The organism is Phytohabitans maris (assembly GCF_031085175.1).
Classification (GTDB): Bacteria; Actinomycetota; Actinomycetes; order Mycobacteriales; family Micromonosporaceae; genus Phytohabitans; species Phytohabitans maris.
Genome location: NZ_JAVHUY010000020.1, coordinates 1 through 25,386 on the forward strand (window position 1 = coordinate 1; position 25,386 = coordinate 25,386).

At 72.9% G+C, this 25,386-nt stretch carries 24 protein-coding genes; 13 read left to right on the top strand and 11 right to left on the bottom strand.

Annotation, left to right across the window (positions count from 1 at the left end):
- Positions 1-1,024, top strand: a 1,024-nt coding sequence (locus tag RB614_RS21585; RefSeq protein WP_308714389.1) for a LacI family DNA-binding transcriptional regulator, incomplete at its 5' end; no start/stop codon positions are given.
- Positions 1,025-1,076: 52 nt separating this feature from the next.
- On the opposite strand, the gene RB614_RS21590 is transcribed toward RB614_RS21585, so the two are convergent.
- Entirely contained in the window at positions 1,077-1,292 is a 216-nt protein-coding gene (locus RB614_RS21590) for a hypothetical protein (protein WP_308714390.1), read from the bottom strand.
- A 197-nt stretch (positions 1,293-1,489) separates the two neighbouring features.
- On the opposite strand from RB614_RS21590, the gene RB614_RS21595 reads away from it, so the two are divergent.
- Complete coding sequence (locus RB614_RS21595) at positions 1,490-1,762, top strand: SHOCT domain-containing protein (RefSeq protein ID WP_308714391.1); 273 nt, start codon at positions 1,490-1,492, stop codon at positions 1,760-1,762.
- 134 nt (positions 1,763-1,896) lie between these two features.
- Positions 1,897-5,592 (top strand): S8 family serine peptidase, encoded by a 3,696-nt coding sequence (locus RB614_RS21600; protein ID WP_308714392.1) that lies wholly within the window; start codon positions 1,897-1,899, stop codon positions 5,590-5,592.
- A 68-nt stretch (positions 5,593-5,660) separates the two neighbouring features.
- On the opposite strand, the gene RB614_RS21605 is transcribed toward RB614_RS21600, so the two are convergent.
- The 3 genes from RB614_RS21605 to RB614_RS21615 all read right to left on the bottom strand — a co-directional run bounded on the left by RB614_RS21605 (position 5,661) and on the right by RB614_RS21615 (position 9,820).
- Positions 5,661-6,638, bottom strand: coding sequence for a helix-turn-helix domain-containing protein (locus RB614_RS21605; RefSeq protein ID WP_308714393.1), 978 nt, complete (start codon positions 6,636-6,638; stop codon positions 5,661-5,663).
- 192 nt (positions 6,639-6,830) lie between these two features.
- Entirely contained in the window at positions 6,831-9,119 is a 2,289-nt protein-coding gene (locus RB614_RS21610) for an FtsX-like permease family protein (protein WP_308714394.1), read from the bottom strand.
- Entirely contained in the window at positions 9,116-9,820 is a 705-nt protein-coding gene (locus RB614_RS21615; protein ID WP_308714395.1) for an ABC transporter ATP-binding protein, read from the bottom strand. The genes RB614_RS21610 and RB614_RS21615 overlap by 4 nt, the downstream gene beginning before the upstream one ends.
- 140 nt (positions 9,821-9,960) lie before the next feature.
- On the opposite strand from RB614_RS21615, the gene RB614_RS21620 reads away from it, so the two are divergent.
- Positions 9,961-10,758, top strand: a complete 798-nt coding sequence (locus tag RB614_RS21620; protein WP_428983082.1) for a sensor histidine kinase — start codon at positions 9,961-9,963, stop codon at positions 10,756-10,758.
- Positions 10,755-11,423 (top strand): response regulator transcription factor, encoded by a 669-nt coding sequence (locus RB614_RS21625; RefSeq protein ID WP_308714397.1) that lies wholly within the window; start codon positions 10,755-10,757, stop codon positions 11,421-11,423. Before RB614_RS21620 ends, RB614_RS21625 begins: the two co-directional genes overlap by 4 nt.
- An 89-nt stretch (positions 11,424-11,512) precedes the next feature.
- Here RB614_RS21625 and RB614_RS21630 read toward each other — a convergent pair whose 3' ends face one another.
- Positions 11,513-12,166 (bottom strand): response regulator transcription factor, encoded by a 654-nt coding sequence (locus RB614_RS21630; RefSeq protein WP_308714398.1) that lies wholly within the window; start codon positions 12,164-12,166, stop codon positions 11,513-11,515.
- Positions 12,163-13,338 carry a sensor histidine kinase gene (locus tag RB614_RS21635; RefSeq protein WP_308714399.1) on the bottom strand — a complete coding sequence of 392 codons (1,176 nt, stop codon included), beginning with the start codon at positions 13,336-13,338 and terminating at the stop codon, positions 12,163-12,165. The genes RB614_RS21630 and RB614_RS21635 overlap by 4 nt, the downstream gene beginning before the upstream one ends.
- A 180-nt stretch (positions 13,339-13,518) precedes the next feature.
- Between RB614_RS21635 and RB614_RS21640 the strand changes: the two genes are divergently transcribed.
- The 3 genes from RB614_RS21640 to RB614_RS21650 all read left to right on the top strand — a co-directional run bounded on the left by RB614_RS21640 (position 13,519) and on the right by RB614_RS21650 (position 17,253).
- Positions 13,519-13,971: a DUF6220 domain-containing protein gene (locus RB614_RS21640; protein ID WP_308714400.1), complete on the top strand. Its 453-nt coding sequence runs from the start codon at positions 13,519-13,521 to the stop codon at positions 13,969-13,971.
- Positions 13,968-15,824 (top strand): multicopper oxidase family protein, encoded by a 1,857-nt coding sequence (locus tag RB614_RS21645; RefSeq protein WP_308714401.1) that lies wholly within the window; start codon positions 13,968-13,970, stop codon positions 15,822-15,824. The genes RB614_RS21640 and RB614_RS21645 overlap by 4 nt, the downstream gene beginning before the upstream one ends.
- A 199-nt stretch (positions 15,825-16,023) precedes the next feature.
- Entirely contained in the window at positions 16,024-17,253 is a 1,230-nt protein-coding gene (locus RB614_RS21650) for an RNA polymerase sigma factor (protein ID WP_308714402.1), read from the top strand.
- Between the two features lie 89 nt (positions 17,254-17,342).
- Here RB614_RS21650 and RB614_RS21655 read toward each other — a convergent pair whose 3' ends face one another.
- Positions 17,343-18,092, bottom strand: a complete 750-nt coding sequence (locus RB614_RS21655) for a hypothetical protein (RefSeq protein WP_308714403.1) — start codon at positions 18,090-18,092, stop codon at positions 17,343-17,345.
- 208 nt (positions 18,093-18,300) lie between these two features.
- Between RB614_RS21655 and RB614_RS44620 the strand changes: the two genes are divergently transcribed.
- Complete coding sequence (locus tag RB614_RS44620; RefSeq protein ID WP_487379833.1) at positions 18,301-18,633, top strand: hypothetical protein; 333 nt, start codon at positions 18,301-18,303, stop codon at positions 18,631-18,633.
- A 50-nt stretch (positions 18,634-18,683) separates the two neighbouring features.
- Positions 18,684-19,136 carry a hypothetical protein gene (locus tag RB614_RS44625; RefSeq protein WP_487379834.1) on the top strand — a complete coding sequence of 151 codons (453 nt, stop codon included), beginning with the start codon at positions 18,684-18,686 and terminating at the stop codon, positions 19,134-19,136.
- Here the strand turns inward: RB614_RS44625 and RB614_RS21660 are convergent.
- Positions 19,102-19,566, bottom strand: a complete 465-nt coding sequence (locus RB614_RS21660; RefSeq protein WP_308714404.1) for a DUF488 domain-containing protein — start codon at positions 19,564-19,566, stop codon at positions 19,102-19,104. The genes RB614_RS44625 and RB614_RS21660 overlap by 35 nt on opposite strands.
- A gap of 171 nt (positions 19,567-19,737) precedes the next feature.
- Positions 19,738-20,550, bottom strand: coding sequence for an alpha/beta fold hydrolase (locus tag RB614_RS21665; protein WP_308714405.1), 813 nt, complete (start codon positions 20,548-20,550; stop codon positions 19,738-19,740).
- Positions 20,551-20,668: 118 nt separating this feature from the next.
- On the opposite strand from RB614_RS21665, the gene RB614_RS21670 reads away from it, so the two are divergent.
- A complete protein-coding gene (locus tag RB614_RS21670) occupies positions 20,669-20,893 on the top strand; it encodes a hypothetical protein (protein ID WP_308714406.1) in 225 nt (74 codons plus the stop codon).
- A 6-nt stretch (positions 20,894-20,899) separates the two neighbouring features.
- On the opposite strand, the gene RB614_RS21675 is transcribed toward RB614_RS21670, so the two are convergent.
- Complete coding sequence (locus RB614_RS21675; protein ID WP_308714407.1) at positions 20,900-22,228, bottom strand: aminotransferase-like domain-containing protein; 1,329 nt, start codon at positions 22,226-22,228, stop codon at positions 20,900-20,902.
- A gap of 68 nt (positions 22,229-22,296) precedes the next feature.
- On the opposite strand from RB614_RS21675, the gene RB614_RS21680 reads away from it, so the two are divergent.
- Positions 22,297-23,082 carry an alpha/beta fold hydrolase gene (locus RB614_RS21680; RefSeq protein ID WP_308714408.1) on the top strand — a complete coding sequence of 262 codons (786 nt, stop codon included), beginning with the start codon at positions 22,297-22,299 and terminating at the stop codon, positions 23,080-23,082.
- 37 nt (positions 23,083-23,119) lie between these two features.
- On the opposite strand, the gene RB614_RS21685 is transcribed toward RB614_RS21680, so the two are convergent.
- A complete protein-coding gene (locus RB614_RS21685; RefSeq protein ID WP_308714522.1) occupies positions 23,120-24,247 on the bottom strand; it encodes an epoxide hydrolase family protein in 1,128 nt (375 codons plus the stop codon).
- 73 nt (positions 24,248-24,320) lie between these two features.
- On the opposite strand from RB614_RS21685, the gene RB614_RS21690 reads away from it, so the two are divergent.
- Positions 24,321-25,268, top strand: coding sequence for a helix-turn-helix transcriptional regulator (locus RB614_RS21690; protein ID WP_308714409.1), 948 nt, complete (start codon positions 24,321-24,323; stop codon positions 25,266-25,268).
- The last annotated feature ends 118 nt before the right edge of the window (positions 25,269-25,386 follow it).

Here is a 25,386-nt window from a genome sequence, read left to right on the forward strand (position 1 = left end):
GGTCAGCATCCGTGACGTGGCCAGCCACGCCGGGGTATCCGTCGGCACCGTCTCCAACGTCCTCAACCGCCCCGACATCGTCGCCCCCACCACCCGCACCCGCGTCCTGGCCGCCATCACCGAACTCGGCTTCGTCCCCAACGACGCCGCCCGCCAACTACGCCGCGGCAAAGGCCGCACCCTCGGCCTCGTCGTCCTCGACGTCGCCAACCCCTTCTTCACCGACGTCGCCAAAGGCGTCGAAGACACCACCGGCGCCGCCGGCATGGCCGTCATCTTCTGCAACAGCGACGGCAACCTCACCAAAGAAAACGCCTACCTCGACCTCCTCGAAGAACAACGCGTCCAAGGCGTCCTCATCACCCCCATCCACGACGCCAGCACACGCCTCCACCAACTCCGCGACCGCGGCGTGCTCGTGGTCCTGCTCGACCGGCGGTCGCGGCAGCCCGACATCTGTTCGGTCTCCGTGGACGACCGGCTCGGTGGCGAGCTCGCCATGCGCCACCTGGTCGAAAGTGGACACCGCCGGATCGCGTTCGTCGGCGGACCACACCGCCTCGAACAAGTCCACGACCGCTACCACGGCGCCATCCAAGCCCTCACCGACGCCGGACTCACCGAAGAAGAACACCTACGCCGGTACGACACACCAGCCCTCACCGTCACCGCCGGACGAGACGCCGCCGCCCGCATCCTCGGCCAACCCAAAAACACCCGCGCCACCGCCATCTTCTGCGCCAACGACCTCCTCGCCCTCGGCGCCCTGCAAGTCCTCACCCGCCAACAAATCCGCGTACCCCACGACATCGCCCTCGTCGGCTACGACGACATCGAATTCGCCGCCGCCGCAGCCGTACCCCTCTCCTCCGTCCGCCAACCCCGCCAACGCCTCGGCCAAACCGCCGCCGAACTCCTCCTCGACGAAGCCAACAACCCCCAAACCCACCAACACCACCAAGTCATCTTCGAACCCGAACTCGTCGTACGAGAGTCGAGCCAGCGGATCGTCGCCGAGACGTGAGCCGGCCGGACGTCCACGACGGGACGGTCCGGCCGGATCGTTTCACGAGTGGTCAGTAGCCCGGCGCCCAGAGAGCCCAGCCGCCGGTGACCTCGTAGCAGGAGTAGTAGTTCCAGAGCCGGCCGACGCCCTGCTGGCCGACGTGGTGGCAGGACTCCGCGCTGGGGTAGACACCCACCACCCCGGCGCTCGCCGGTGCCGCCACCGCGCCCCCGAAGGCCGCCGCGACCACGGCCACGATCGCCAGCCTGTACAGCGCTCGCTTCATCGTTTCTCCCATCCAGGAGTTCGCATGGATTAACGTTTAAGGAAGTTAACAGATCCAGGCGTACCGCCAGAAGCGAAGCGCGTAAACCCGCAACTGCGTCGCCGTGCGTACGCCCGATGCCGCTCTGGAGCCGACGCCCCGGACGGCGGCCGGGGACACGATTTCCCTATCGAGGGCGAACGGCAAAGGAGATCGTGATGATGGCAGAGCTGGCGAGCTACGCGGCGTACGCCCACCCGGGCCCGGGCTGGGACGGCGACGGCTGGGACGGGCCCGGCTGGTGGGTGCTCGTGCCCATCGCCTTCTGGGTGGTCGTGCTCTCCGCCGTGGGCTACCTGATCTACCGGTTCTCCCCGCGGCGGGCCGCGCGTACGGCGGCCGAGCGCACGCTGGCCGAGCGGTTCGCGCGTGGCGAGATCGACGCCGAGGAGCTGGAGCAGCGGCGGTCCGTGCTGCGCGGCAAGGGCTGAGCTGCGGGACCAGGGGCGGGACGGCACGCGCCGTCCCGCCCGCGCCCGCGCCGGATGTCCATCTGGCGACATGTCGCCTTTGCGCGCGCACGGAGGTAGTGACCCTCGCGCGCACCCGACCACAGACTCACGCCATGGTTCGTATCGCGCGCCGGACGCTGGCCACCGTCACCGGGGTCCTGGTCGCTGTCACCTCGCCGGCCGCACTGGCCAGGCCGGTCGCGGCGGCACCACTCGGGACGCCGGCGGAAGGCGCGGCCACCGCCGCAACGGGGACGTCCCGGGTCACCCTGATCACCGGCGACGTCGTAGACCTCGCACCCGCCGGTGGCGGCCGGTACGCGGCGTCGGTACGGCCCGGTCCGGGGCGCGAACGGATCACGTTCCACACCGTGGAGGCGGACGGTGGGCTGCGGCTGCTCCCCAGCGACGCCGCGCCCTACGTCTCCGCCGGCGTGATCGACCCCGACCTCTTCGACATCGAGGAACTCGTCGCCGACGGGTACGCCGACGCGTCGACCGGCAGCCTGCCGCTGATCGTCCGGTACGCCGGCGGGCGGGCACCCGCGGTCAGCGCGTTCTCCAGCGCCCGGTCGGTACACCCGCTGCCGAGCGTGGGCGGCGCGGCCGTCGCGGCCGACAAGGGTTCGCTCGGCGAGCTGTGGCGGTCGGTCACCGCCACGCCCGCCGCGGCCCGGACGCCCACCGCGGCGCTCGGCGGCGGCCTCGCCGGCATCTGGCTCGACGGCCGGGTGCGCGCCAGCCTCGACCGGAGCGTCCCGCAGATCGGGGCGCCGGCCGCGTGGCAGGCCGGGTACGACGGCAGCGGTGTCGACGTCGCGGTCCTCGACACCGGTGTCGACGCGGCGCACCCGGACCTGGCCGGCAAGGTCGTGGAGCAGCGAAACTTCAGCGACGCCACCGACGCGACCGACCACTTCGGACACGGTACGCACGTCGCGGCCACGATCGCCGGCACCGGCGCGGCCTCCGGCGGCAGCCGCAAGGGCGTGGCCCCCGGCGCCGACCTGCTCGCCGGAAAGGTGCTCAACGACGCCGGCGTCGGCTACGACTCCTGGATCATCGCCGGGATGGAGTGGGCGGTCGCCCAGGGCGCCGAGGTGGTCAACCTGAGCCTGGGCGGCGACGCGACCGACGGCACCGACCCACTCAGCGAGGCGGTCAACCGGCTCACCGCCGAGCACGGCACGCTCTTCGTAGTAGCTGCCGGCAACACCGGCCAGAGCCTGGACGTGGGTACGCCGGCCGCCGCCACCGCCGCGCTCGCCGTGGGCGCGGTGGACCGGGACGAGAGCCTCGCCTACTTCTCGAGCCGGGGCCCGCGCCTCGGCGACGAGGCGGTGAAGCCCGAGATCACCGCGCCCGGCGTCGGCATCGTCGCCGCCCGGGCCGCCGGCACCGGCCTGGACACGCCGGTGGACGACAACTACACCGCCGCCTCCGGTACTTCGATGGCCACGCCGCACGTGGCCGGGGCGGCCGCGCTGCTCGCCCAGGCCCGGCCCGGCTGGCAGGCGGCGCAGCTCAAGGACGCGCTGGTGAGTACCGCTCGGGGCAACCCCGCCATCGCGGTGGACGCGCAGGGCGGCGGCCGGGTCGACGTGGCCCGCGCGGTGAGCCAGGGCGTGTACGGCACGGCGACCGCCAACCTCGGCGTGCACCGCGAGCCGGCCACCGGTACCCGCGAGCAGAAGCTGCTGTACACGAACGCCACGGCCGCCCCGGTGACCCTCGACCTCGCGGTCGACGTGGCCGGCTCGACCGCGTTCACGCTCTCCGCCAAGCAGGTCACCGTCCAGCCTGGACAGTCGGCGACCGTGCCGCTCACGCTGGACGCGGCGAAGCTGAGCCGGGGACGGCACACCGGCCAGGTGACCGCGACCGGGCCCGGCGGGGTGCTGGTGCGCACGGTGGTCGGCGCGACGCTGGAGCCGCCGATCCACAAGGTCACGTTTCGGGCGGTCGACCGGCGCGGCGAGAAGGCCTCGGTCCCGGTGATCCTGCTCTTCGGCGACGAGCAGCGCAAGGACCGGTCCGGCTACATCATGCCGTGGGACGAGGGCAAGGCCGTCGAGGTGTACGAGGGTACGTACGTCATGAACGCCCTCGTCGAGGACGGCGGCCCCCTCGACGAGCAGGCCACCTTCATCACCAACCCGGAGCTGCGGGTCACCGGTGACCTGGAGATCCTGCTGGACGCGCGGACCGGCACCCCGATCCGGATCGAGACGCCGAAGCCGGCCGAGCAGCAGAGCGTCATCAGCTACTACGAGCGGCGGGTACACGCGAACGGGCGATCCACCGCGCACGGCGTCATGCACTTCAGCACCGTCCAGCAGGTCAACGTCACGCCGACGAGGCGACCCTCGGCCGGCCAGTACGAGTTCTCCTCCCGCTGGCAACTCGTCGCGCCGATGGTGCGGATCAAGGTGCCCGGCGTCGCCGGCCCGCTCGACGTCAACCTGCTGCACCGCTCCCCCGTGTACGACGGCACCCGCCGGTACCGCCTCGTGCTCTTCGACAAAGCGCTCTCCGACAAGGGTTCGGTGCGCGGCGCCGCCGCGCTGATCGTCGGCGCGGAGGACCGGTCGGAGCAGGAGCAGATCGGGGCGGCGGCCGAGGCGGGCGCGGCGGTGGCCATCATCGTGCGTACCCCGGACATGCCGGCCTGGACCGTCTGGCGGCCGACCGGCGACCGGGAGCCGATCCCCTCGCTGGTCGTCGCGAACGACGACGGCCAGCGGTTGCTCAAGGCCGCCGCCGGCCGCCCCACCATCGACCTCACCCTCCAGGCCTCCAGCCCCTACCTGTACGACGTCATCCACGTGGAACGGGGCCGGGTGCCGGAGCGGATCGTGCACCGGGTGACCCGCGACAACACCGTGCGGATCACGTCGGAGTACGGGGAGAACGGCGGCTTCGGCTGGGCCAAGGAGCAGCGCTTCGGCTGGCGGCCGTGGCAGGAGTACGCCTGGAACGACACGCAGCGGTTCGTACAGACGCCCAAGGTGCGCGAGGAGTGGGTGTCGGCGGGTGACTCCGTCTGGCAGCACCGCGTGCACTACTACTACACCTGGGACGACATGAACCCCATCGGCGGAGGAATGACCGAGGTGCCGCGGAGCTACGCGGCGCGCAGCACGCGAACGGAGGGGTGGTTTACGCCGGTCGTCCGCCCCGCCGCCGTACCGGGCATGGTCTCCGCCCGTACGGCCGACACGCTCGCGTTGTGGGTACCCGAGTTCGTCGACGCGACCCGCGGCCACTTCCAGGTGGCCGACGGCGACCCGGTGACCGCCAAGCTGTGGCGGGACGGCAAGCTCCTCGCCGACCTGCCCGACGCCCGCCGGGACGTGGCGACGAGCGCCGAGCGGGCCGGGTACCGGCTGGAGCTGACCACCGAGCGGAGCGGCGAGGAGTGGCAGTGGGCCACCCGCACCGAGACGGCGTGGGAGTTTCGCTCCGGGCGCCCGGCGGCCGGGCGCACCGAGCCGCTGCCGCTGCTCCAGATCGGGTACGCCGTACCGGCCGACCTCAGCGGCTACGTCTCCGGCCGGCACCCGCACCTGATCGGGCTGACCCTGTGGCACCAGGAAGGGCTGCGCGAGCCGCGCGGCACCACGCTGCGGGCCGAGGTGTCGCTCGACGAGGGCGCGACCTGGCTCCGGGTGCCGGTGATCCGGAACGGCGACGGCTACCGCGCCCTGGTACCGGCCGGCACGGGCAGCGTCTCACTCCGGGTGCACGCCAGCGACGCGGCGGGCAACACGGTGACCCAGACGGTGATCCGCGCCTACGGCCTCCACTAGCCCGGTGATCGAAGCTCCCGTCAAGTCGCTAGAGCGACGTGGAGGGAGCTTCGATCACCGGCGGGTCGCTAGAGCCAGCCGCGCCGGGCGGCTTGGAAGGCCAGGCCGGGCCGTGTGTCGACGCCGGCGAGCGCCATCAGGCGGTCCAGGCGGCGCTGCACCGTACGGCGGCTCACCCCCATCTGGGAGGCGATCGACTTGTCCGGTACGCCGGCCACGAGCAGCGACAGCACGAACCGCTCGGACTCGTCCGGCAGGTCCGGCACCTCGTCCGGCAGCCCGCCGTCGATCCGCACCGGCGTGGCCACGTCCCAGTGGCTCTCGAAGAGCGCGATCAGCGCGTCGAGCAGCTGGCTGCGCCCGATGATCGCGGCCGACGGCTCGCCGATGTCACCCTCGTCGCCGCGGATGAGCGGGCAGATCGCGGTCGTCCGGTCCGCGACGGCCAGCCGCACCGGCAGCGTACGCAGGCTGCGCGCCTCCTCGCCGCGGCGCACGCCCTCGGCGACGTTGGCCTGCATGCCCGGCTCCATCAGCAACGCCCGTTCGTAGATCACCTGGTAGTGGACGCCCCGGTCGAGCGCGTCGAACTCCTCGGTGTTGTCGGCGCTCTCCATCGCCACCGCGTTCGCCCGGCAGAGCCAGAGCATCTCGGTCCTGGCCGTGTCCTGGAGCCGGCGGATCCGCTCCCGCAGCGCCGCCGCCCCGACCACCACCTCCACGAGCTGGTCCGCGTGCCGGCGGCGGGCGCTGGTCAGGTACTCCTCGCTGAGCGCCGCCAGCCCGCGCCGCGCCTCTTCCAGCGACTCCTGCCGGCGCAGCAGCTCGGTGCCGAGCGCCGGCTCGGGCGGCAGCGGGCGGTACATGTCCGCGCCGTCCGCCGCCACCAACCCCCGGTCACCGAGCCCTTTCAGCAGCCGCAGCACGTCCTCCGACGCGAGCGACATCCGTTCCGCCACCTCGTCCGCGCGGGCCGTGCCGAGGCGCACCAGCAGCCGGTACGCCCACTCCTCCTCCGCCCCGAGCAGAGCCTCCCCGTTTCGCATGTCTTAACGATGCACCCGACCCCAGAGATTGATCAATGATCGCGTCGGCATCCCCTATCCCGTGATCTGAGAGAGCCAACCATCGTTTCGGCAGATCATGGTATTTAGGTGCCCCGCAGGGGGCACTGGAATACCACGATCGCCGTACGCCGACCGGGCGTCGCGGCAGCTGACGATCGTGTCGCAACCCGGTCATTCGTTGTGCAGTACCTCGGCGATCGTGACCCGGGCGGCCGACCTCGCCGGCATCAGCGCGCCCACCGCGGCGATCGCCACGCCGGCCAGGGCGAGCAGGGCCAGTATGGGCAGCTTGTAGACGTCGAGGACGGAGGCGGGGAAGCCGACCTGGGCGGCGTCGGCCATCGCCGGCAGCACCACGCGGTGGGCGGCCACGCCGATCGGGATGCCGAGCAGGCCGCCCAGCGCGCCGAGCGCCGCCATCGAGGTCACCACCATCACGACGACCTGGCCGGGGGTCATCCCGATCGACTTGAGCATGCCCAGGTCGCGGCGGCGTTCGCGGGTGCTGAGCACGGCCGTGTTGAAGACGCCGAGCGCGGCCACCACGGCCAGCATCAGCGTCAGCAACGTGACGGTCACCAGCACGATCCAGACGAACTGCTCCGCGCCCTCGGGCGGCACCGCCACCAGGTTCGGCGCGGCCTTCGTCACCTCGGCCATGTACGCCTGCGGGTCGGTACCCTCGGCCAGCTGCACCTCGAAGCGGTCGAGGACCGCGTCCGGCGCGACGAGCGCGGCGGTGGACCAGTCCGCGACGATCGTCTCGGTCTCGTTGTAGAGCACCATGCCGACGATCCGCACCGGTACCGGACCCTGGCCCGCCTCGATCGTGAAGGTGTCCCCTATGGACAGTCCACGCTGGACGAGAAAGCGCTTGGCCACCGCCACCTCACCCGGCCCGGACGGCCACCGTCCATCGAGGACCTGCTGGCCAAGGGGGCCGGTGTCTCCCTTGTAGAGCCTCAGCATCGTCTGCTCGTTGTTGCCGACCTGGCGTACCGGCACGTCGGCGCTGCCGAGCACGTAGCGGGTGCCGGGCACCGACCGCAGCAGCGCCTCGTCACCCGGCGAGCCGCCACGCGGGCCACCGGCGGGAAACACCTCCACCTGCACCGCACCCGAGCGCGCCTCGGCCCGCTGGTACCGGTTCAGCGAGTCGCCCAGCCCGATCGCCAGCGTCACGCTCGTCACGCCGAGCACCACCGCGGCCATCGTCAGCGCGCTGCGCGCCGGCCGGGCGAAGGGCAGGCCGAGGCCGAGGCTCACCGCGCGGGGCAGCCGGGTGCCGCTGAGCCAGCGCTGCGCCCGCAGGCCGCGCCCGGCGTGCTGCGCGCTCCCGGCGCTGATCGCCTCGGCCGCCGGCAGCCGCCGGGCCCGCAGCGCCGGCACGAGGGCGGAGAGGGCGACCATCAGCGGTACGCCGAGCAGCGCCGCGACGCTCACCCAGGCCGGTACGCCGATCCCCGCGCTGCCCAGGTTGCGAAACGCCTGGGACAGCAGCGGCCGGGCCAGCACGTTGCCCAGCACCGTGCCGAGCGCGCACCCGGCGACCGCGGGCACCGAGACCATCGTCAGGTACACGACGAGCACCTGGGTCGGGGTGAAGCCGAGCGCCTTGAGCACGCCGATGTGCCGGAAACCGGCGACCACGGCGCCGCTGACCACGTTCGCCACGATGAGGATCGCGACGGCGAGGCCGAGCAGGCCGAACGCGACCAGGAACGTCACGTACGTCGCCGCCTCGCGGGCCGCCTCGTTCCGGAGCACCAGGTACGAGGTCGAGCCGAGCCGAGCCTGCGCCGGTACCCCCTTGGTCACCTCGGCCTGGCCCGCCTCGACCTGCGCGGTGGTGCCCGCGGCGGCGAACCGGTACAGCATCTGGGTCGCCGTCGGTCCCAGCGTGGCCATCTGCTCCGGGCTGACCCAGGCGTCCGCCGAGCGGCTCATGCTGAACGCCCGCCCGACCACGGTCAGCGTGCCGCCCTCGGGGGTCGTGACCTGGTCGCCGATGCGGAAGAAGAAGCCCTGGCCGACCGGGTTCTGGTTGACCACGATCTCGCCGGGCGCGGTCGCCCAGCGCCCGTCCCACACGTTGAGGCGGTCCACCGGCCCCTCGGGGTCGGCCCGCCCGACCACGGTGAGCGGCTGGGCCCGCGGCCGGCCCAGGGCGCCGAGCTCCACCGTGGCCTGCGGGAACGGCCCGGCCACCGCCTCGACCCCGGACCACCCGGCGGCCGCGGTGAGCTGCGCGTCGGTCGCCTTCGCCCGGTCGTACGTGACGGCGAGGTGCGCGCCGAGCTGCCGGGCGTACGCCTGGTCGAACGGGCCGGACGAGACGGCGAGCAGCCCGAGCGCCACCACGATCATCGTGGTGGAGACGCCGACGACGATGCCCACGACGGCGGTCTGCAGCCGGCGGCGGCGTACCGCGGCCCGCGCCGCCAGCCACACGGCGCTCATGAAGTGCGCTCCAGGGTGCGTTCGCGGGCGACCCGGCCGTCGACGATCTCGATCACGCGGCTGGCGCAGCGGGTGGCGAGCCGCTCGTCGTGGGTGACCATCAGCAGCGTCTGGCCGATCTGGTTGAGGTCGAGCAGCAGGTCCATCACCTGCTCGCCGACCCGGCTGTCCAGCGCGCCGGTGGGCTCGTCGGCGAGCAGCAGGGCGGGCCGGTTCATCAGTGCCCGGGCCACCGCCACCCGCTGCCGCTCGCCGCCGCTGAGCTGCGCCGGGTACGTGTTGCGCCGCCCCGCGATGCCCAGCTCGTCGAGCAGCTCCAGCGCACGGCGGCGGGCGTGCGGCGCGGCCACGCCGGCGAGCTGGGCGGCGAGCGCCACGTTGTCGAGGGCGGGCAGGTCGTCGATGAGGTTGAAGAACTGGAAGATCATCCCGATCCGGCGGCGGCGAAAGAGCGCCAGCCCCTTCTCGTCCAGCCGTCCCAGGTCGTCACCGTGCACGACGACCGAGCCGCCGGTCGGCCGGTCCAGCCCGGCGATGACGTTGAGCAGGGTCGACTTGCCGCTGCCCGAGGGGCCCATCACGGCGACCGCCTCGCCGGCCCGGACCTCCAGCGAGACCCCGTCGAGGGCGATCGCGTCGCCGTACTCCTTGCGGACGCCGGAGAGCTGGACGACCGCCGGCTCGTTCGCTTCGTCACTCATAGTCATAGAGAGTGGCCCGCCGGGCACCGGTCGGGCATCGGCTCGCGGTGGTAACTCCCGGCGCGTCTCATCCCGGGGATGTAGGCGCTGCCTCCCCGGGATGATGTGCTGGCCGGTGGCCGCCTGAGAGAGTGGTTCCCATGGTGGGTTGGCTGGTCGCGGCGGTGGCGGCGCTGGTCGCCGCGCTGCTCGCGGTGCGGCTGGTCCGCACCCGGCGTGCCTTCACCCGGGCGCTGGAGGAGCGCGGCTGGCTGCTGGAGCGGGAGCGGGAGGCGGCCGCCCGTGGCGCGGTCGACGCCGAGCGCGCCCGGATCGCCCGCGAGCTGCACGACATCGTCAGCCACAACGTGAGCCTCATGGTGGTCCAGGCCGGCGCCGCCCGCCAGGTGGTCGACGCCGACGCCGACGAGGCCACCGCGGCGCTGCGGGCGGTGGAGAGCGCCGGCCGCGACACGATGACCGAGCTGCGCCACCTGCTCGGCGTGCTCGCCCCGTCGGCCGGCGGCGAAGACGAGGTCGACCTCGCGCCGCAGCCCAGCCTGAGCCAGCTCAGCCCGCTGGTCGACCGCATCGCGTTCGCCGGGCTGCCGGTGGAGGTCCGCATCTCCGGCGAGCCTCGGCCGCTGCCGTCCGGCGTCGACCTGACCGCCTACCGGATCATCCAGGAGGCCCTCACCAACGCCCTCAAGCACGGCGACGGCGTCAAGGCCGAGGTCACCGTCCGCTACGCGGAGAAGTACCTGCGCGTCGAGGTGCTCAACACCGGACCGAGCGTCCTCTCCGGCAGCAGCCCACGACCGCCCGGCAACCCCGGCGAGGGGCGCGGCCTGCTCGGCCTGCGCCAGCGGGTCGCGGTCTTCGGCGGCGACCTCGACGCGCGGCGCCGGCTGGGTGGTGGGTTTCGGGTCCGCGCCAAAATCCCTCTGGAACGCCCGTGAGCACGGCCCCGCCCCGGGTGGTCATCGCCGACGACCAGGCCTTGGTACGCAGCGGCTTCCGCATGATCCTGACGGCCGGCGGCATCGAGGTGGTAGGCGAGGCGGCCGACGGCGCGGAGGCGGTCGCCGCGGTCCGCCGGCTCCGCCCGGACGTCACGCTGATGGACATCCGCATGCCCGGCATGGACGGCCTGGAGGCCACCCGCCGGGTGCTGGAGCAGGCGCCGGAGTGCCGCGTGCTGATGCTGACCACGTTCGACCTCGACCGGTACGTGTACGCCGCACTGGCCGCCGGCGCCAGCGGCTTCCTCCTCAAGGACGTGACGCCCGAGCACCTGGTCGCCGCCGTACGCCTGGTCGACACCGGCGACGCCCTGCTGGCCCCGTCGATCACCCGCCGCCTGGTGGAACGCTTCGCCGCTCCCGACGCCTCCGCCCCACCCGCCCTCCACCGCGACCTCGCCGGGCTGACGCCGCGTGAGCGGGAGGTGCTCACGCTGATGGGGCGCGGCCTGTCGAACGGGGAGATCGCCGCCGCGCTCACCCTGAGCGAAGCCACCGTCAAGACCCACGCCGCGCACATCTTCGGCAAGCTGAGCCTGCGCGACCGCGCCCAGGCGGTGGTGCTCGCCTACGAGACCGGCCTGGTCAAGCCCGGCACCTGACCGCACCGCACCCACCCCACCCCACGTCTGTGATCGAAGCTCCCGTCAAGTCGTTCTAGCGACTTGGGGGGAGCTTCGATCACAGGCCATCACCTCGCTAGGCCGGTCTCGTAGGCAACGACCACGAGCTGGGCCCGGTCGCGGGCGCCGAGCTTGACCATCGCGCGGCTCACATGGGTACGGGCGGTGGCCGGGCTGAGCGTCAGCTCGGCGGCGATCTCCTCGTTGCTCAGCCCGCGCCCCACCAGCGCGACCACCTCGCGCTCCCGCTGGGTGAGTACGGCCAGCCGGTGCTCGGCCGCGTGCCGGGCGCTCCGCGCGGCGGTGAACTGGCCGATCAGCCGCCGGGTGATCCGCGGCGCGAGCAGTGCCTCGCCGGCGGCGACCACCCGGATCGCGTGCAGCAGCTCGGCCGGCCCGGCGTCCTTGAGCAGGAAGCCGCTCGCCCCCGCCTCCAGCGCGTCGAAGACGTACTCGTCGGTGTCGTACGTGGTCAGGATCAGCACCCGCGTCCGCTCCAGCCCGGGCGTGGCGGCGATCTGCGCGGTGGCCTTGATGCCGTCGAGCTTGGGCATGCGGATGTCCATCAGCACCACGTCGGGCCGGTGCGCGCGGGCCAGGTCCACCGCCTCCCGCCCGTCCGCCGCCTCGCCCACCACGGTGATGTCGTCTTCGAGGTCGAGCAGCATCGTGAAGCCGGTGCGCACGAGCACCTGGTCGTCGGCGACCAGGACCCGGATCACGCGGACCCCACCAGCGGCAGCCGCGCGTACACCTCGAATCCGCCGCCGGACCGCGGCCCGGCGGTGAGGTCGCCACCGAGCAGGGCGCAGCGCTCCCGCATGCCCTCGATGCCGCGGCCGGCGCCGCCCCCGCCGTCGCAGCCGCTGCCGTCGTCGGTGACCCGGATCCGCAGTTCGGAGGGGTCGTACGCGACCTCGACAGTGACCCGCGCCGGCCCGGCGTGCCGGATCACGTTGGTGATCGACTCCTGGAGGATGCGGTATGCCGCCTGGTCGACCGCGGAGGCCAGCTCGCGCGGCGGCGCCGCCACCTCCACCTTGACGTCGAGGCCGGCCTCCCGGGCCAGCCCGGCCAGCTCCTCGATCCGGTCCAGGCCCGGCGCGGGGGCGCGGCCGTCGCCGGCGTCCCGCAGTACCCCGAGCGTGGCGCGCAGCTCGCGCAGCGCCCGCGCGCTGGTCCGCTCGATCGTGTGCAGCGTCTCCCGTACCTGCTCGGGCCGCTTGTCGAGCACGTGCGCGGTGACCCCGGCCTGTACGTTGATCACGGCGATCGCGTGTGCCACGGTGTCGTGGACCTCGCGGGCGATGTGCAGCCGCTCGGCGTCCACCCGGCGGCGCGCCTCCTCCTCGCGGGTGCGCTCGGCCCGTTCCGCCCGCTCCTGCGCCTCGGTGGCGAGCACCCGGCGCATGCGCATCGACTCGCCGAGCACCGCGGCCATGATGGCGGTCCCGATCCGGAACGCCAGCCAGCCGATCCCGTCGCCCGGCGGGTACATGATCGCGGCGAGCAACCAGCCCGCGACGAGCACGCCGAGGCCGGCCCGCACGATCCACGGCCGGCGCCCGTCGCCGTACGCGGTGACCGTGTAGACCGCGACGAAGACGCCGATCCAGTTAGGGCCGTCCGGATAGCCGGAGCCGTAGTACATGACGCTGGTCGCGACCTCGAACGCGAACACGGGCACCGGCCACCGCCGCCGCACCGCGAGGCTCAGCCCGCTGAGCACCAGCAGGATGGCGTGCAGGTAGATGCCGACCGGGCTCAGCCGGTCGAACGCCTCCTGGGCGCCGACCTGCTGGGTGCCCTGCACCTGCAGGAACGCGACGAACGCGGCGAGCAGCAGGTCCTGCGCCCACACCGGCAGGCGCAGCCGGGGGTCAAGCGCGGCCATGGCGCGATCGTATCCGCCGTTCCGGTCCACCAGATCCGCCTTGGGGCGTAGGCGCATACGTCAGCCTGCGTACGGCTGGCGGCCGCCCGGCCGTGCGGTGACGTAGGGCGATGCCGCTGACGGGCAGACGTGCCGGCGCGCCCCGGCCCGCAGGATCAGCGGTGACGAAAGGAGTACGCCATGCGCAGGGTCTTCGTGGTCCTCTCCGGCCTGCTGTTCCTCGCCATCCTGGCGCAGTTCTACTTCGCCGCGGTGGGCGCCTTCGACCGGCCGCAGGACGACGACTCGTTCGCGCTCCACAGCACCACCGGCATGATGATCATCCCGCTCCTCTCCATCCTCACCACGCTCGCCGCCGCGCTCGCCCGGGCGCCCGGCCGGCTCATCGGGATGTCGCTCGCCCCGCTCGGGCTCGTGGTGGTGCAGGTGCTCATCATCGTCGTCGGCAACGCCATCTCCGGCGGCTCGGACGAGGAGACCGGCGCGGCCGGGCTCTTCGTCTTCGGCCTGCACGCGGTCAACGCACTCCTCGTCATGGGCGCCGCCGGCGCGGTGCTCCGCCGGGCGAGGGCGTTCGCCGCCGATACCTCCACTGTAGACACTCCACAGCCGACGGTTACGCCGGCGGCATGAGTACCGCACAGCTCATCGCGCTCGACCTGCTGGCCACGCTGCTCGCCGCGGCCGGCTGGGTGGGCGCGGGTGTCGCGGCGGCGGCCCGGCACGCCCGAGCCGCGCTCGCCCTCCTGGTGGTCGCGGTCGTGGTGACCCTGGCACGGGTCACGACCTCCGTCGCACTCGCCACCGGCGGCTGGTGGTTCGCGCAGGACCGCGTGGTCCTGACCGGGCCGCTGCTGGGCGTGGCCGGGCTCGCCGCCGTCCTCGTCGCCGGCCCGCGCCTGCTCTACGCGGTGCGGGCCGGCACGCCGGGCAACTCACCCACCGCCGTGGTCCCGCTGCTCGTCGCCGGGTACGCGGGCGCGGCCGGCCTGCTCTTCCCGCTCCTCGTCGGGTACCCGGCGACCTGGGGGGACGTGCTCGTGACGGTGGCGCTGGTCGGGGTGGCCGGCCTGGTGACCTGGCGGGTGGCCGGCTCGGGTCCACCACTGTGGACATTCCTGCCGGTGCTCGCGATGGGGCTGGCCGGCGTCGGGGCCGGGTTCGCAACGGGGGCGGACCTCGACGCCGGCGGCGGCCCCACCGCCCACCACCCGGCCGGGCACGGCGTCTCCGTGACCGACCTGCGCGGCCCGACCACACCGACGCCGGGCGGGCAGGTGCGGCGGTACGAGTTCACGGCGCGCACGACGACCATCCAGGTGGGTGGGCGGGCGGTCGAGGCGTGGGGGTACGACGGCCAGGTGCCCGGCCCGCCGATCACGGCCCGCCAGGGCGACCTCGTCGAGGTGACGCTCCACAACGCGGACATCACGCGCGGCGTGACACTGCACTGGCACGGCTACGACGTGCCGGCCGGCGAGGACGGCGCACCCGGCCTGACCCAGGACGCCGTGCCGCCCGGCGGGGAGTTCGTCTACCGCTTCCGGGCCGACCAGGTGGGCACCTACTGGTACCACACCCACCAGGCCTCCGACGTGGGCGTGAAGATGGGCCTCTACGGCACGCTCGTGGTCGGTCCGCCCGCGGCGGGTGTCGACGTGACGCTGCCGGTGCACACGTTCGGCGCCACGACCGTGGTCGGCCCGGTCGACCCGCCGGCGGCCGCACCCGGCACGCCCGTGCGGCTGCGCCTGGTCAACACCGACGGGGTACCGCACCGGTTCGCGCTCACCGGCACGGCGTACCGGCTGGTGGCGATCGACGGCAGCGACCTCAACGAGCCCGGCGAGCTACGCGAGGCGACGCTGCGCCTGCCCGCCGGCGGCCGGTACGACCTGTCGTTCACGATGCCCGCCGCCCCGGTGACCCTCTTCGTCGACGGCGATCCGGGGCCGCGGCTGGGCGCGGGTGGTGGCACGCCGCCGCCCGCGCCGGAAGGCTGGCCGGAGCTGGACATCACCGGGTACGGCACGCCGGCGGCCACCCCGTTCGGCCCGGAGAGCGACTTCGACCGCGGCTTCACACTGGTGCTCGACCGCGGCATCGCGCTCGTGGACGGCACCCCCCGGTACGCGTACACGGTCAACGGCCGCGCGTTCCCGAACATACCGGCGCAGCTCGTGCGCGAAGGCGACCTGGTGGAGGTGACGGTGGCCAACCGCGGCTTCGACACCCACCCCTGGCACCTGCACGGCCACCGGGTACTGGTCCTGGAGCGCAACGGCCACCGGGTGACCGGCAGTCCACTGTGGCTGGACACGTTCGACGTACAGCCGGGCGAGGTCTGGCGGGTCGCCTTCGAGGCCGGCAACCCGGGCGAGTGGATGAACCACTGCCACAACCTCGCGCACGCCGCGCTGGGCATGGCCCTCCACCTCCGCTACGACGGCGTGACCACCCCCTATCACGGCGCCCACGGCGGCTAGCCGGGGTGGGCTTGTGCCGCGGGCCCGGCAGCGGGGGCCGGGGCAGTCGGCGAGCACCAGCGAGCCGCCGGCCTCCGCGGTGCCCGCGGGAGCAAACGGTCCGCCGCTGCCGCGGACCGGGGCACATCTGCCGCGCCCCCGATGCGAAGAGCTTCCTGGTCAGCGCGCCTCGCCGGCCGCGGGCGGGTTTAATCGGGGCGTGAGCTTCGAGGCTGTGATCCGGGAGCAGGCGCCGCAGGTGCTGGGCGTGCTGGTCCGGCGGTACGGGCAGTTCGACGCGTGCGAGGACGCGGTGCAGGAGGCGCTGCTGGCGGCCGCTTTGCAGTGGCGCGAAGAGGGCGTTCCGGACAACCCGCGCGCCTGGCTGCTGACCGTCGCCACCCGGCGGCTGACCGACCAGTTTCGCAGCGAGAGCGCGCGCCGCCGCCGCGAGGAGAACCTCGTGGTCATGGCGCCGGCCGGCGACCTCGTCGCCCCGCCCGCCGACGAGGAGCGCGCCCCGGACCGGGACGACACGCTGACGCTGCTCTTCCTCTGCTGCCACCCGGCGCTCACGCCGGCGTCGCAGATCGCGCTCACCCTCCGCGCGGTCGGCGGCCTCACGACCGCCGAGATCGCGCACGCCTTCCTGGTACCGGAGGCGACGATGGCCCAGCGGGTGAGCCGGGCCAAGCAGCGGATCAAGGCGGCCGGCAGCACGTTTCAGCTGCCGCCTCCGGAGGAGCGGGAGGAACGGCTGCAGGCGGTGCTGCACGTGCTGTACCTCGTCTTCAACGAGGGGTACACCGCGACCTCCGGCGCCCAGCTGCACCGGGTCGAGCTGACCGCGGAGGCGATCCGGCTGGCCCGCGGGGTGCACGCGCTGCTTCCCGACGACGGCGAGGTGGCCGGCCTGCTGGCGCTGATGCTGCTCGTCGACGCCCGCCGCCCCGCCCGCACCGGCCCGGGCGGCGACCTGATCCCCCTGGCCGAGCAGGACCGCGCGCTGTGGAACGCCGGGTACGTCAAGGAGGGGGTCGCCCTGGTCACCCGCACGCTGGCCCGCGCGCCGCTCGGCCCGTACCAGCTTCAGGCGGCGATCGCCGCGGTGCACGACGAGGCGCCGCGCGCGGAGGAGACCGACTGGCCGCAGATCCTCGCCCTCTACGACCTGCTCGCCGGCGTGTCGGACAACCCGATGGTCACCCTCAACCGGGCGGTGGCGGTCGCGATGGTACGCGGCCCGGCGGCCGGCATCGACGAACTGTCTACCTTGGACAAAGACGAGCGGATCGCCAGCCACCACCGGCTCGACGCGGTGCGGGCGCACTTCCAGGAGCTGGCCGGCGACCTGGCGGCGGCCCGGGCCAGCTACCAGCGGGCGGCCAAGCGCACCAACAGCCTGCCCGAGCAGCGCTACCTCCAGGCCCGCGCCGCCCGCTTGGCCTGACGCCCCGTCACCCTTTGGGCGACCTGGTGCGCCCGGCGGCCCGCTCCTCGATCGACGGTCACCGGCCGGCTCGGCAGGCGGCACCAGGGTCAGATCTTCGTGAGGGTCCAGATCAGGCCGTCGGTGTCGGTGTCGCCCTTGAGGATCAGGGTCGAGCCCTGGCAGGTGTAGGCGCCGGCGCCCAGGATCGGGTCGGTCTCGATGGCCTGCCCGCTCTGCTCGGCCGCGTCGTCGATGTAGTCGCCGATCGGCGCGTTGTCCAGCAGCCGGGCCTGCACCGGCTTGCTCAGCTCCAGCGTCAGCCGCAGGGCGCTCCAGTCGATCTGCCCCACCGGCTCCCAGATGCCTTCCTCGGCCGCCGAACCCGATGCGCTGGGAGACGGCGCCGCGCTTGCCGAGCCGGTCGGGGCCGGTGGAGTGCCGGGTGTGGCCGGCGACGCGGTCGACCGGGTGCTCGCCTTGATCGTGGCGGTGCCCTGCCCGCCGTACGTGGCCGCGCCCGCGACCGCGTTACCGGCCACCTCGGCGGTGAACGACAGCGGCTCCATGCCGTTGAAGTCGGCCCGCACCTGCCCGTTCGGGCTGATCGTGAGCGTGGCGCCGCTGCCGCCGGAGATGCTGCCGCTGGCGGCGGCGCTGGCCGCGTGGCCGCTGACCTGGGTGGTGCGCCAGGTGCCGACCATGCAGCCGGACGCCGTACCGCTGACGGTCGGCGCGGGCGCGGCCGAAGTCGTGGTGTCGGGCGTGGGTCCGGACGCGCCCGGCTCGGTGCCGGCACACCCGCCCGCGGCGAGGCCGAGGCCGGCCAGGGTCAGGACCGCGACCGTCGAGACGCGCATGATTCCTCCACAGGGGACATGAACATGTCGGTCGATGCGCGTACCTTGCTACCCGCCCGCGCCGCGCCGGAAACAACCTCCCGCTCACACGCTGTCCCGAGAGAAGACCGTCCCTGATCCGACCGAGACGAGGTGTAGCGCCGAGTGCCCGCGCATGCGAACATCGATTGACGTTTGCTTGGCCCGCAGTCCCTATCAGGACGGATTCATGGCGCAAACACTCTTCGGCCCTCTAGGACACGAGCCAGAACCCAAGCCGGACGGCGATATCCGGCGGCGCCTGACGGTGCTTGTGACTGTAAAGGCGGCTCCAAATCCGTCCGAAAAGTACGGTGAGACGGTCTGCGTGGCAGGAATACACGCGGACCTTGTCCGTCGCGGGTGGGTTCGGCTGTACCCGATCAACTTTCGGGATCTTCCCTCAGAGGAGTCATTCCCCAAGTATCAGTTCATTACGCTTGAAGCTTTCCCGGCGAGGAATGATCAACGCCGCGAGAGCTGGCGGCCGGTCCTCTCGTCCTCGTCCGGGGCGAGACACTGAAGCCGTGGAAGCCACGTCAGAGCTGGTTGGATGAGTACGTCGAGGACTCGATGTGTCGGCTCAACGCCGACGCTCGGACCCGTTCGGACGCCAAATCGTTGGCACTGATCCGACCCCGGGAGGTCTACCGACTCCAGATAGAGCGCCATCCAGGCTGGACGCGAGATGAGCAACGAAAGATCGACCAGTACGTCCGCCAGATGGACCTGCTCAACCCCCGAGACAAAAAGCCCCTCCAGGCCCCTCGGTTCCGAGCGCGCTACCAGTACCGGTGCCACGAGGCTGGTTGCAAGGGACACGAGCAAGGCTTGTTGGACTGGGAGTTTGTGGCACTACAACGGAATCTGGTAGGTCGGACGGACGACGAGGTTCGGGCGCAATTGGAGGCGAGGTTTCTGACGATGATGTTCGACGCTGCCCGGGCACCCGCGTTCTACGTCGGCAATCAAGCAAAGCGGGCACATGTGTTTAGCGTGCTCGGGATCTACTACCCACAGCGGTGATGGTCCTCTCGGCAATCTCGGCCAGCACAACGTCCCTGTGACAGCGGGCTTGATCGGCCTCGAAGCAGAGGACTGCTATCAGTTCCTCACGGGATCGAGCGGCAAGGCTATCAAGCGTCTGGACCGCCGCAGGGAGACGCAACATGTCGGCATAGATCCTCCGCGCCTGGTCGAGTTGGTCGCGGTCACCAGCGAATCCCGCTCGATTCACCTTCGGGTTGCCGAGCTCGGGGCGATGCTCGTATCCAATACCCACCTCGGACAGTGCTCTGCTCAGGGCGGTCTTGCTGAATCCGGGCTTACGGGATATGGGTGTCAGTCGTACATCCACCAGACGCCCTACGCCGTCGGCCAAGAGCCCATCGACGAACTCCGTCAGCGTCCGACTCTCATAGCCGACACCCACGATGCCAGCTGCGCTGGTGATCATTGCGCCCCCCTTCTACGCCGCTCAGCCGTATTGCACCATATCGCCCGACGGTCACGGCGCCAGCTTCGGTCCGCGCGGAAGACCTTCTCGTTCGTGCATGTAAGCGCCGCGGTGGGTACCGCATGCTCCGGCTCGCGGGCGTCCGCCGTTTCCCAGCCGGGTTCCTGTTGCTCAGGTACAAGCTGGCGCAATGAAGTTCAACAGGGGGTCGCGGAGGGCTTGCGGGTCGCGCAGCACGCCGTGGTCCTGGCCCTCGACGGTCAGGTAGCTGGCACCCGGGATCGCTTCGGCGACCGCCTGGGCGGCAGCGGGCAGCCAGGCCGGGCTGGCGCCGCCGGCCATCGTGAGCGTGGGGACGGCGACGGTCGCCAGGCGGTCGACGGGGACGGCCAGGTCGGGGCCGCAGACCGCGACGTCGTACGGGAGTGTGTGGGCGAGCCGCGCCAGGAACGGCCAGGCCGGGCCGGCCCGCAGGCCGTCGACCGTCTCGGCGGGCACCGATGCCTCCTCGGTGAGGAAGAGGTGGACGGCGTCGTCGCGGCGTTCCTCGGCGATCAGGGTGCGGATCCGCTCGGCGGTGCCCTCGGCCGGCAGCGGGCGCAGTCCACCCACGACGAACGGGGGCTCGTAGACGGCGAGCCGCTCGACCGGCAGCCCCCGTACGGCCGCCTCCAGCGCGAGGACGCCGCCCGAGGAGTGGCCGAAGAGGCTGGCCCGGCCGCCGGCCACCGCGATGAGCGCGGCCAGGTCTTCGATCTCGGGCCGCACCGCGAACGCGTCCGCGTTGTCGCCGCTGCCGCCCCGGCCGCGCCGGTCGTACGCGATGGCGGTGACCCGGGACGCGAGCGTGGCGGCGAGCGCGGCGACGGACGTACGGTCGTCCAGGGCGCCGCCGACGAGGATCACCGGCGGGCCGTCACCGGTCACCTCGTACGCGATGGGCGTGCCGTCGGCCGAGGCCACGGTTTGCGGGGTTTTGCTCATCGGTCCTCCTCGGCAACGGCGTGCCGGTACTCGACAGGGTCGCTTGGCGGGTTTGTAGGGTGTGGGCGTCAGTCCCTGGCCACCCGGTCAGGGTGATATACCCAAATGTGGAGGACCTGTGGCTGTCAGTGCGGATCTCGCGAAGCTCCTCGACAAGGCGTTCGAGGACAAGACCCTCGCCGAGCTCGTGGATGCCCCGGTGGCTGCTCTCTCGGGCGTGAGCGAGGGCGACGCGCAGCTTCTGAAGAGCGCCTTCAACATCACCACGATCGGCGACCTCGGTCGCAGCAAGTACTTCAAGGCCGCCCAGGCGCTGGTCAACCTCGCCGACGGCAGCAAGTAAGGCTCATCAGTCCACTCCGGCGTACTCCTCGCGCGCGAGCGCGGCCAGCGTTTCCAGGGCGCCGGCGAGCACGGGGAGGGGCGGGGCCGCGAGGGCGAGGCGCACCGCGTTGGGCGAGTGCGCCGGACCCACGGCGAACGCCGCCGCCGGGGTGACCGCGATGCCGTGGCGGGCCGCGGCGGCCACGAAGGTCTCCGCCCGCCACGGCTCCGGCAGCTCCCACCAGCAGTGATAGGCGTGCGGGTCGGCGCGCAACGCGTACCCGCCGAGGATCTTGCCGGCGATCAGCTGGCGCTCCGCCGCGTCGCGCCGCTTGGCGCGGACCAGGCCGGCGGTCGTGCCGTCGGCCATCCAGCCGGTCGCGGCGGCGAGCGCGAACCCGCCGGCCGCCCACCCGCCGGAACGCAGCGCGGCGGCCACCCGGTCCCGGACGGCGCCCGGCGGCGTGACCAGGAAGCCCAGCGTGAGGCCGGGCGACAGCCGCTTCGACAGGCTCTCGACCACAAGGGTCCGCGCGGGCGCGGCGGCCGCCAGCGGGGCGGGCTCGTCGCGCAGGAACGAATACACCGCGTCCTCGATCGCGAAGATCTCCAGCTCGTCCAGCACGGCGGCCAGCGCGGCGCGGCGGGCCGGCGGCATCGTCACGCCGAGCGGGTTGTGCAGCGTGGGCTGGACGTAGACGGCGCGCACGCGGGCCTCGCGCAGCGCCTCCGGCACCAGGCCGTCGGGGTCCATCGGCAGCGGAACGAGCGTGACGCCGAGCCGCGCGGCGATGCCCTTGACCACCGGGTACGTCAGCGCCTCCACGCCCAGCCGCGCGCCGACCGGCACCAGCGCGGACACCGCCGCGGCGATCGCCTGCCGGCCGTTGCCGGCGAAGAGGACGCGCTCCGGGTCGGGCGTCCAGCCGGCGCGGGTGAGCACCTGCGCGGCCGCCTCGCGGGCGCCGGGCGGGCCGGTGACCGTGGCCGGGGCGAGCGCGGGCCCGAGCGCGTCCGGGCGGAGCAGCCGCTCCAGCCCCGGTGCGAGCAGCGCGGGCTGCTCGGGCGGCACGGGGAAGTTGAGCTCCAGGTCGACCCGGGCGCCGGCCGGCTCGGCCAGCGGCGGGTGGGCCGGCGGCGCGGCGGCGCGGACGAACGTGCCCCGCCCCACCTCGCCGGTGGCCAGGCCGCGGCGGACCAGCTCGCCGTAGACGCGGGCGGCGGTGGAGGGGGCGATGCCCCGGGACCGGGCGAACGCCCGCTGCGGCGGCAGCCGGTCGCCGGGGCGCAGCCGCCCGGCCGCGATGTCGCCGGCCAGCGCCTCGGCGATCAACCGGTAGTCGTCCACGGCCACCTCCGGAACATTGCACCGAGCGCAATGCAAGCATTGCACTCGGCTATTGCACCACATAGCCTCGACGGATGGCTACGGCGACCATCGGGGACATCACCATCGGGTACGAGGACGAGGGCGCCGGCGACACGCTGGTGCTGGTGCACGGGCACCCGTTCGACCGGAGCATGTGGCGGCCGCAGGTCGCGCGCCTCAGCCGGGCCGGCTGGCGGGTGATCGCCCCCGACCTGCGCGGATACGGCGAGAGCACGGTCGTGCCCGGCAAGACCACATTGGACGTCTTCGCCCGCGACGTCGCCGGGCTGCTCGACCGGCTGGGCGTCGAGCGGTTCGTCCTCGGTGGACTGTCGATGGGCGGCCAGGTCGTGCTGGAGTGCCACCGCCTCTTCGCGCACCGGCTGCGCGGGCTGGTGCTCGCCGACACCTCGGCGCCGGCCGACACCCCCGCGATGCGCGGGTGGCGCCGGAGCACCGCCGAGCGGCTGCTGCGCGAGGGCATGGGTCCGTACGCGGAGGAGGTGCTGCACAAGATGGTGTCCCGAAGCGCTCCGCCCGAGGTGGCCGCGCACGTGCTGGGCATGATGCGCGGCACCGACCCCGCGGGGGCGGCGGCCGCGCTGCGCGGGCGGGCCGAGCGGCCGGACTACGTCGCGATGCTCGCCGGGGTGGCGGTGCCCGCGCTGGTCGTGGTCGGCGCGGACGACGAGTTCACGCCGCTGGCCGACGCGCGGCTGATGAGTGACGCGCTCCCGGACGCCACGCTCGTCGTGGTCGAGGGCGCGGCGCACATGCCCAATCTCGAGCGCCCCGCCGACTTCGACGGGGCGCTCCAGGCGTTCCTCAAAGCGCTGTGAAGAACGCGTTTGTCAAAGCGCTCTGGAGAACTCGTTCTCAAAGCGCTGTGAAGAACTCGCGCACGTCCGCGACCAGCAGGTCGGGGGCCTCCAGGGCGGCGAAGTGGCCGCCGCGGTCGTACTCGGCCCAGTGCCTGATCGTGTGCGCCGCCTCGGCGAAGCGGCGGATCGCCACGTCGGTGGTGAAGACGGCCACCCCGGTCGGCACCGGCGAGACGCCACGCGGGGCCCACATCGCGGCGTCGTGGAAGCGCTCGTAGTACGAGTTCGCCGACGAGCGGGCGGTGTTGGTGAGCCAGTAGATCATCACGTTGGTGAGCAGCCGGTCCCGGTCGACCGCCTCCTCGGGCAGCTTGGCGGCCGGATCGGTCCACTCGTGAAACTTCTCCACGATCCAGGCGAGCTGGCCGGTGGGCGAGTCGGTGAGCGCGTACGCGAGCGTCTGCGGCCGGGTGCCCTGGATCTGCATGTACCCGCTCATGTCGTCCTGGAAGCGCTGAAACAGCGCCATCCGCTGCTGTTCGCGTTCGGTCAGCGAGGCCGCCTCGCCGGTCGGAAACGTGACGAGCGCGTTCACGTGTACGCCGATCACCTTCTCCGGCGCGAGGCGCCCCATCTCCGGCGCCACGAAGGCACCCACGTCACCGCCCTGCACGCCGTACCGCTCGTAGCCGAGCCGCGCCATCAGCTCGGTGAGCGCCTTCGCCACCCGCCCGTCCGTCCAGCCCGCCTCGGCGATCGGGCCGGAGAAGCCGTGCCCGGGGAGCGAGGGGATGACCAGGTGGAACGCGGCGGCCGGGTCACCGCCGTGCGCGGCCGGGTCGGTCAGCGGCCCGATCACGTCGAGGAACTCCACCACCGACCCCGGCCACCCGTGGATCAGCATCAGCGGCGTGGCGCCCTCGACCGCCGAGCGGACGTGCAGGAAGTGCAGGCGGGTGCCGTCGATCTCGGTGGTGAACTGCGGGATCTCGTTGAGCCGTGCCTCGTGCGCGCGCCAGTCGTACCCGTGGCGCCAGTGGTCGGCCAGCTCCTTCAGGTACGCCACCGGCACGCCCCGGGTCCAGCCGACGCCGGGCAGCTCGTCCGGCCAGCGGGTGGCGTCGAGGCGGCGGCGCAGGTCGTCGAGGTCGGCCTGGGGTACGTCGATGCGAAAGCTCTCGATGCTCGTCATGCACATCACGCTAGGAGCCGGTTAGGTCAAGTTCGGTCCTAGCCTTCGTGGCAGTCTGAAGCGCATGTGGGAGACGTCGGCACGGCTGCTCAAGCTCCTGTCCCTGCTGCAAAATCGGCGCGACTGGTCCGGCGCGGAGCTCGCCGAGCGGCTCGGCGTGACCGCGCGCACGGTGCGGCGCGACGTCGACCGGCTGCGCGGCCTCGGCTACCCGGTGCACGCGGCGCCCGGCATCGCCGGCTACCGCCTGGGTCCGGGCGCCGCGCTCCCCCCGCTGCTGCTCGACGACGAGGAGGCGGTCGCCGTCGCGGTCGGCCTCCGCACGGCCGCCGGCGGGTCCGTGGCCGGGATCGAGGAGACGTCGGTACGCGCGCTCGCCAAGCTGGAGCAGGTGCTCCCGTCCCGCCTCCGGCACCGGGTCAACGCGCTGCAGAGCGTCACGGTCCCGCTGACCGCCGGTGGCGCGACGGTCGACCCGGCGACGCTGACCGCGATCGCGGCCGCCTGCCGGGACAGCCACCGGCTCCGCTTCGACTACCGGCAGCCGGACGGCGTGGAGAGCCGGCGGGACGTGGAGCCGTACCGGCTGGTCCACACCGGACGCCGCTGGTACCTGGTCGCGTGGGACACCGGGCGGGCGGACTGGCGCACGTTCCGGGTGGACCGGCTCACCCCGCGCATCCCCACCGGCCCCCGCTTCCAGCCGCGCGACCTGCCCGCCGACGCGGCCGCGTACGTGTCCCGCTCGGTCTCCTCCGCGCCGTACCGCTACCAGGCCCGGATCCTGATGCACGCGCCGCTGGCGGTCGTCGCGGAGGTGGCGTCGCCCACGGCGGGACGGCTGGAGCCGGTCGACGAGCACAGCTGTGTACTGCACACCGGCGGCAACTCGCTCGACGAGATGGCGATCTATATAGGACTGAAGGGGATCGACTTCGAGGTGCTGGAACCGCCGGAGCTCGTGGAACACATCCGGGCGCTGGCCCAGCGACTCGCGAGAGCCAGCGGGTGATCGGTTCACCACTGATCGTGTTTGTCATGTCCTTCATCCGCGAAAGGCGCCAATACGGCGCCTTTCGATCTCCCCCTGGCCCGCCCTAGCGTGGCGTCTGGAGATTTGGGTCCCGGGG

Bases quoted from the DNA above. Each gene is read 5' to 3' on its own strand.
- RB614_RS21590 (WP_308714390.1), bottom strand. From the start codon at position 1,292: ATGAAGCGAGCGCTGTACAGGCTGGCGATCGTGGCCGTGGTCGCGGCG.
- RB614_RS21595 (WP_308714391.1), top strand. From the start codon at position 1,490: ATGATGGCAGAGCTGGCGAGCTACGCGGCGTACGCCCACCCGGGCCCG.
- RB614_RS21600 (WP_308714392.1), top strand. From the start codon at position 1,897: ATGGTTCGTATCGCGCGCCGGACGCTGGCCACCGTCACCGGGGTCCTG.
- RB614_RS21605 (WP_308714393.1), bottom strand. From the start codon at position 6,638: ATGCGAAACGGGGAGGCTCTGCTCGGGGCGGAGGAGGAGTGGGCGTAC.
- RB614_RS21610 (WP_308714394.1), bottom strand. From the start codon at position 9,119: ATGAGCGCCGTGTGGCTGGCGGCGCGGGCCGCGGTACGCCGCCGCCGG.
- RB614_RS21615 (WP_308714395.1), bottom strand. From the start codon at position 9,820: ATGAGTGACGAAGCGAACGAGCCGGCGGTCGTCCAGCTCTCCGGCGTC.
- RB614_RS21620 (WP_428983082.1), top strand. From the start codon at position 9,961: ATGGTGGGTTGGCTGGTCGCGGCGGTGGCGGCGCTGGTCGCCGCGCTG.
- RB614_RS21635 (WP_308714399.1), bottom strand. From the start codon at position 13,338: ATGGCCGCGCTTGACCCCCGGCTGCGCCTGCCGGTGTGGGCGCAGGAC.
- RB614_RS21640 (WP_308714400.1), top strand. From the start codon at position 13,519: ATGCGCAGGGTCTTCGTGGTCCTCTCCGGCCTGCTGTTCCTCGCCATC.
- RB614_RS21645 (WP_308714401.1), top strand. From the start codon at position 13,968: ATGAGTACCGCACAGCTCATCGCGCTCGACCTGCTGGCCACGCTGCTC.
- RB614_RS21655 (WP_308714403.1), bottom strand. From the start codon at position 18,092: ATGCGCGTCTCGACGGTCGCGGTCCTGACCCTGGCCGGCCTCGGCCTC.
- RB614_RS44620 (WP_487379833.1), top strand. From the start codon at position 18,301: ATGGCGCAAACACTCTTCGGCCCTCTAGGACACGAGCCAGAACCCAAG.
- RB614_RS44625 (WP_487379834.1), top strand. From the start codon at position 18,684: ATGTGTCGGCTCAACGCCGACGCTCGGACCCGTTCGGACGCCAAATCG.
- RB614_RS21660 (WP_308714404.1), bottom strand. From the start codon at position 19,566: ATGATCACCAGCGCAGCTGGCATCGTGGGTGTCGGCTATGAGAGTCGG.
- RB614_RS21665 (WP_308714405.1), bottom strand. From the start codon at position 20,550: ATGAGCAAAACCCCGCAAACCGTGGCCTCGGCCGACGGCACGCCCATC.
- RB614_RS21680 (WP_308714408.1), top strand. From the start codon at position 22,297: ATGGCTACGGCGACCATCGGGGACATCACCATCGGGTACGAGGACGAG.
- RB614_RS21690 (WP_308714409.1), top strand. From the start codon at position 24,321: ATGTGGGAGACGTCGGCACGGCTGCTCAAGCTCCTGTCCCTGCTGCAA.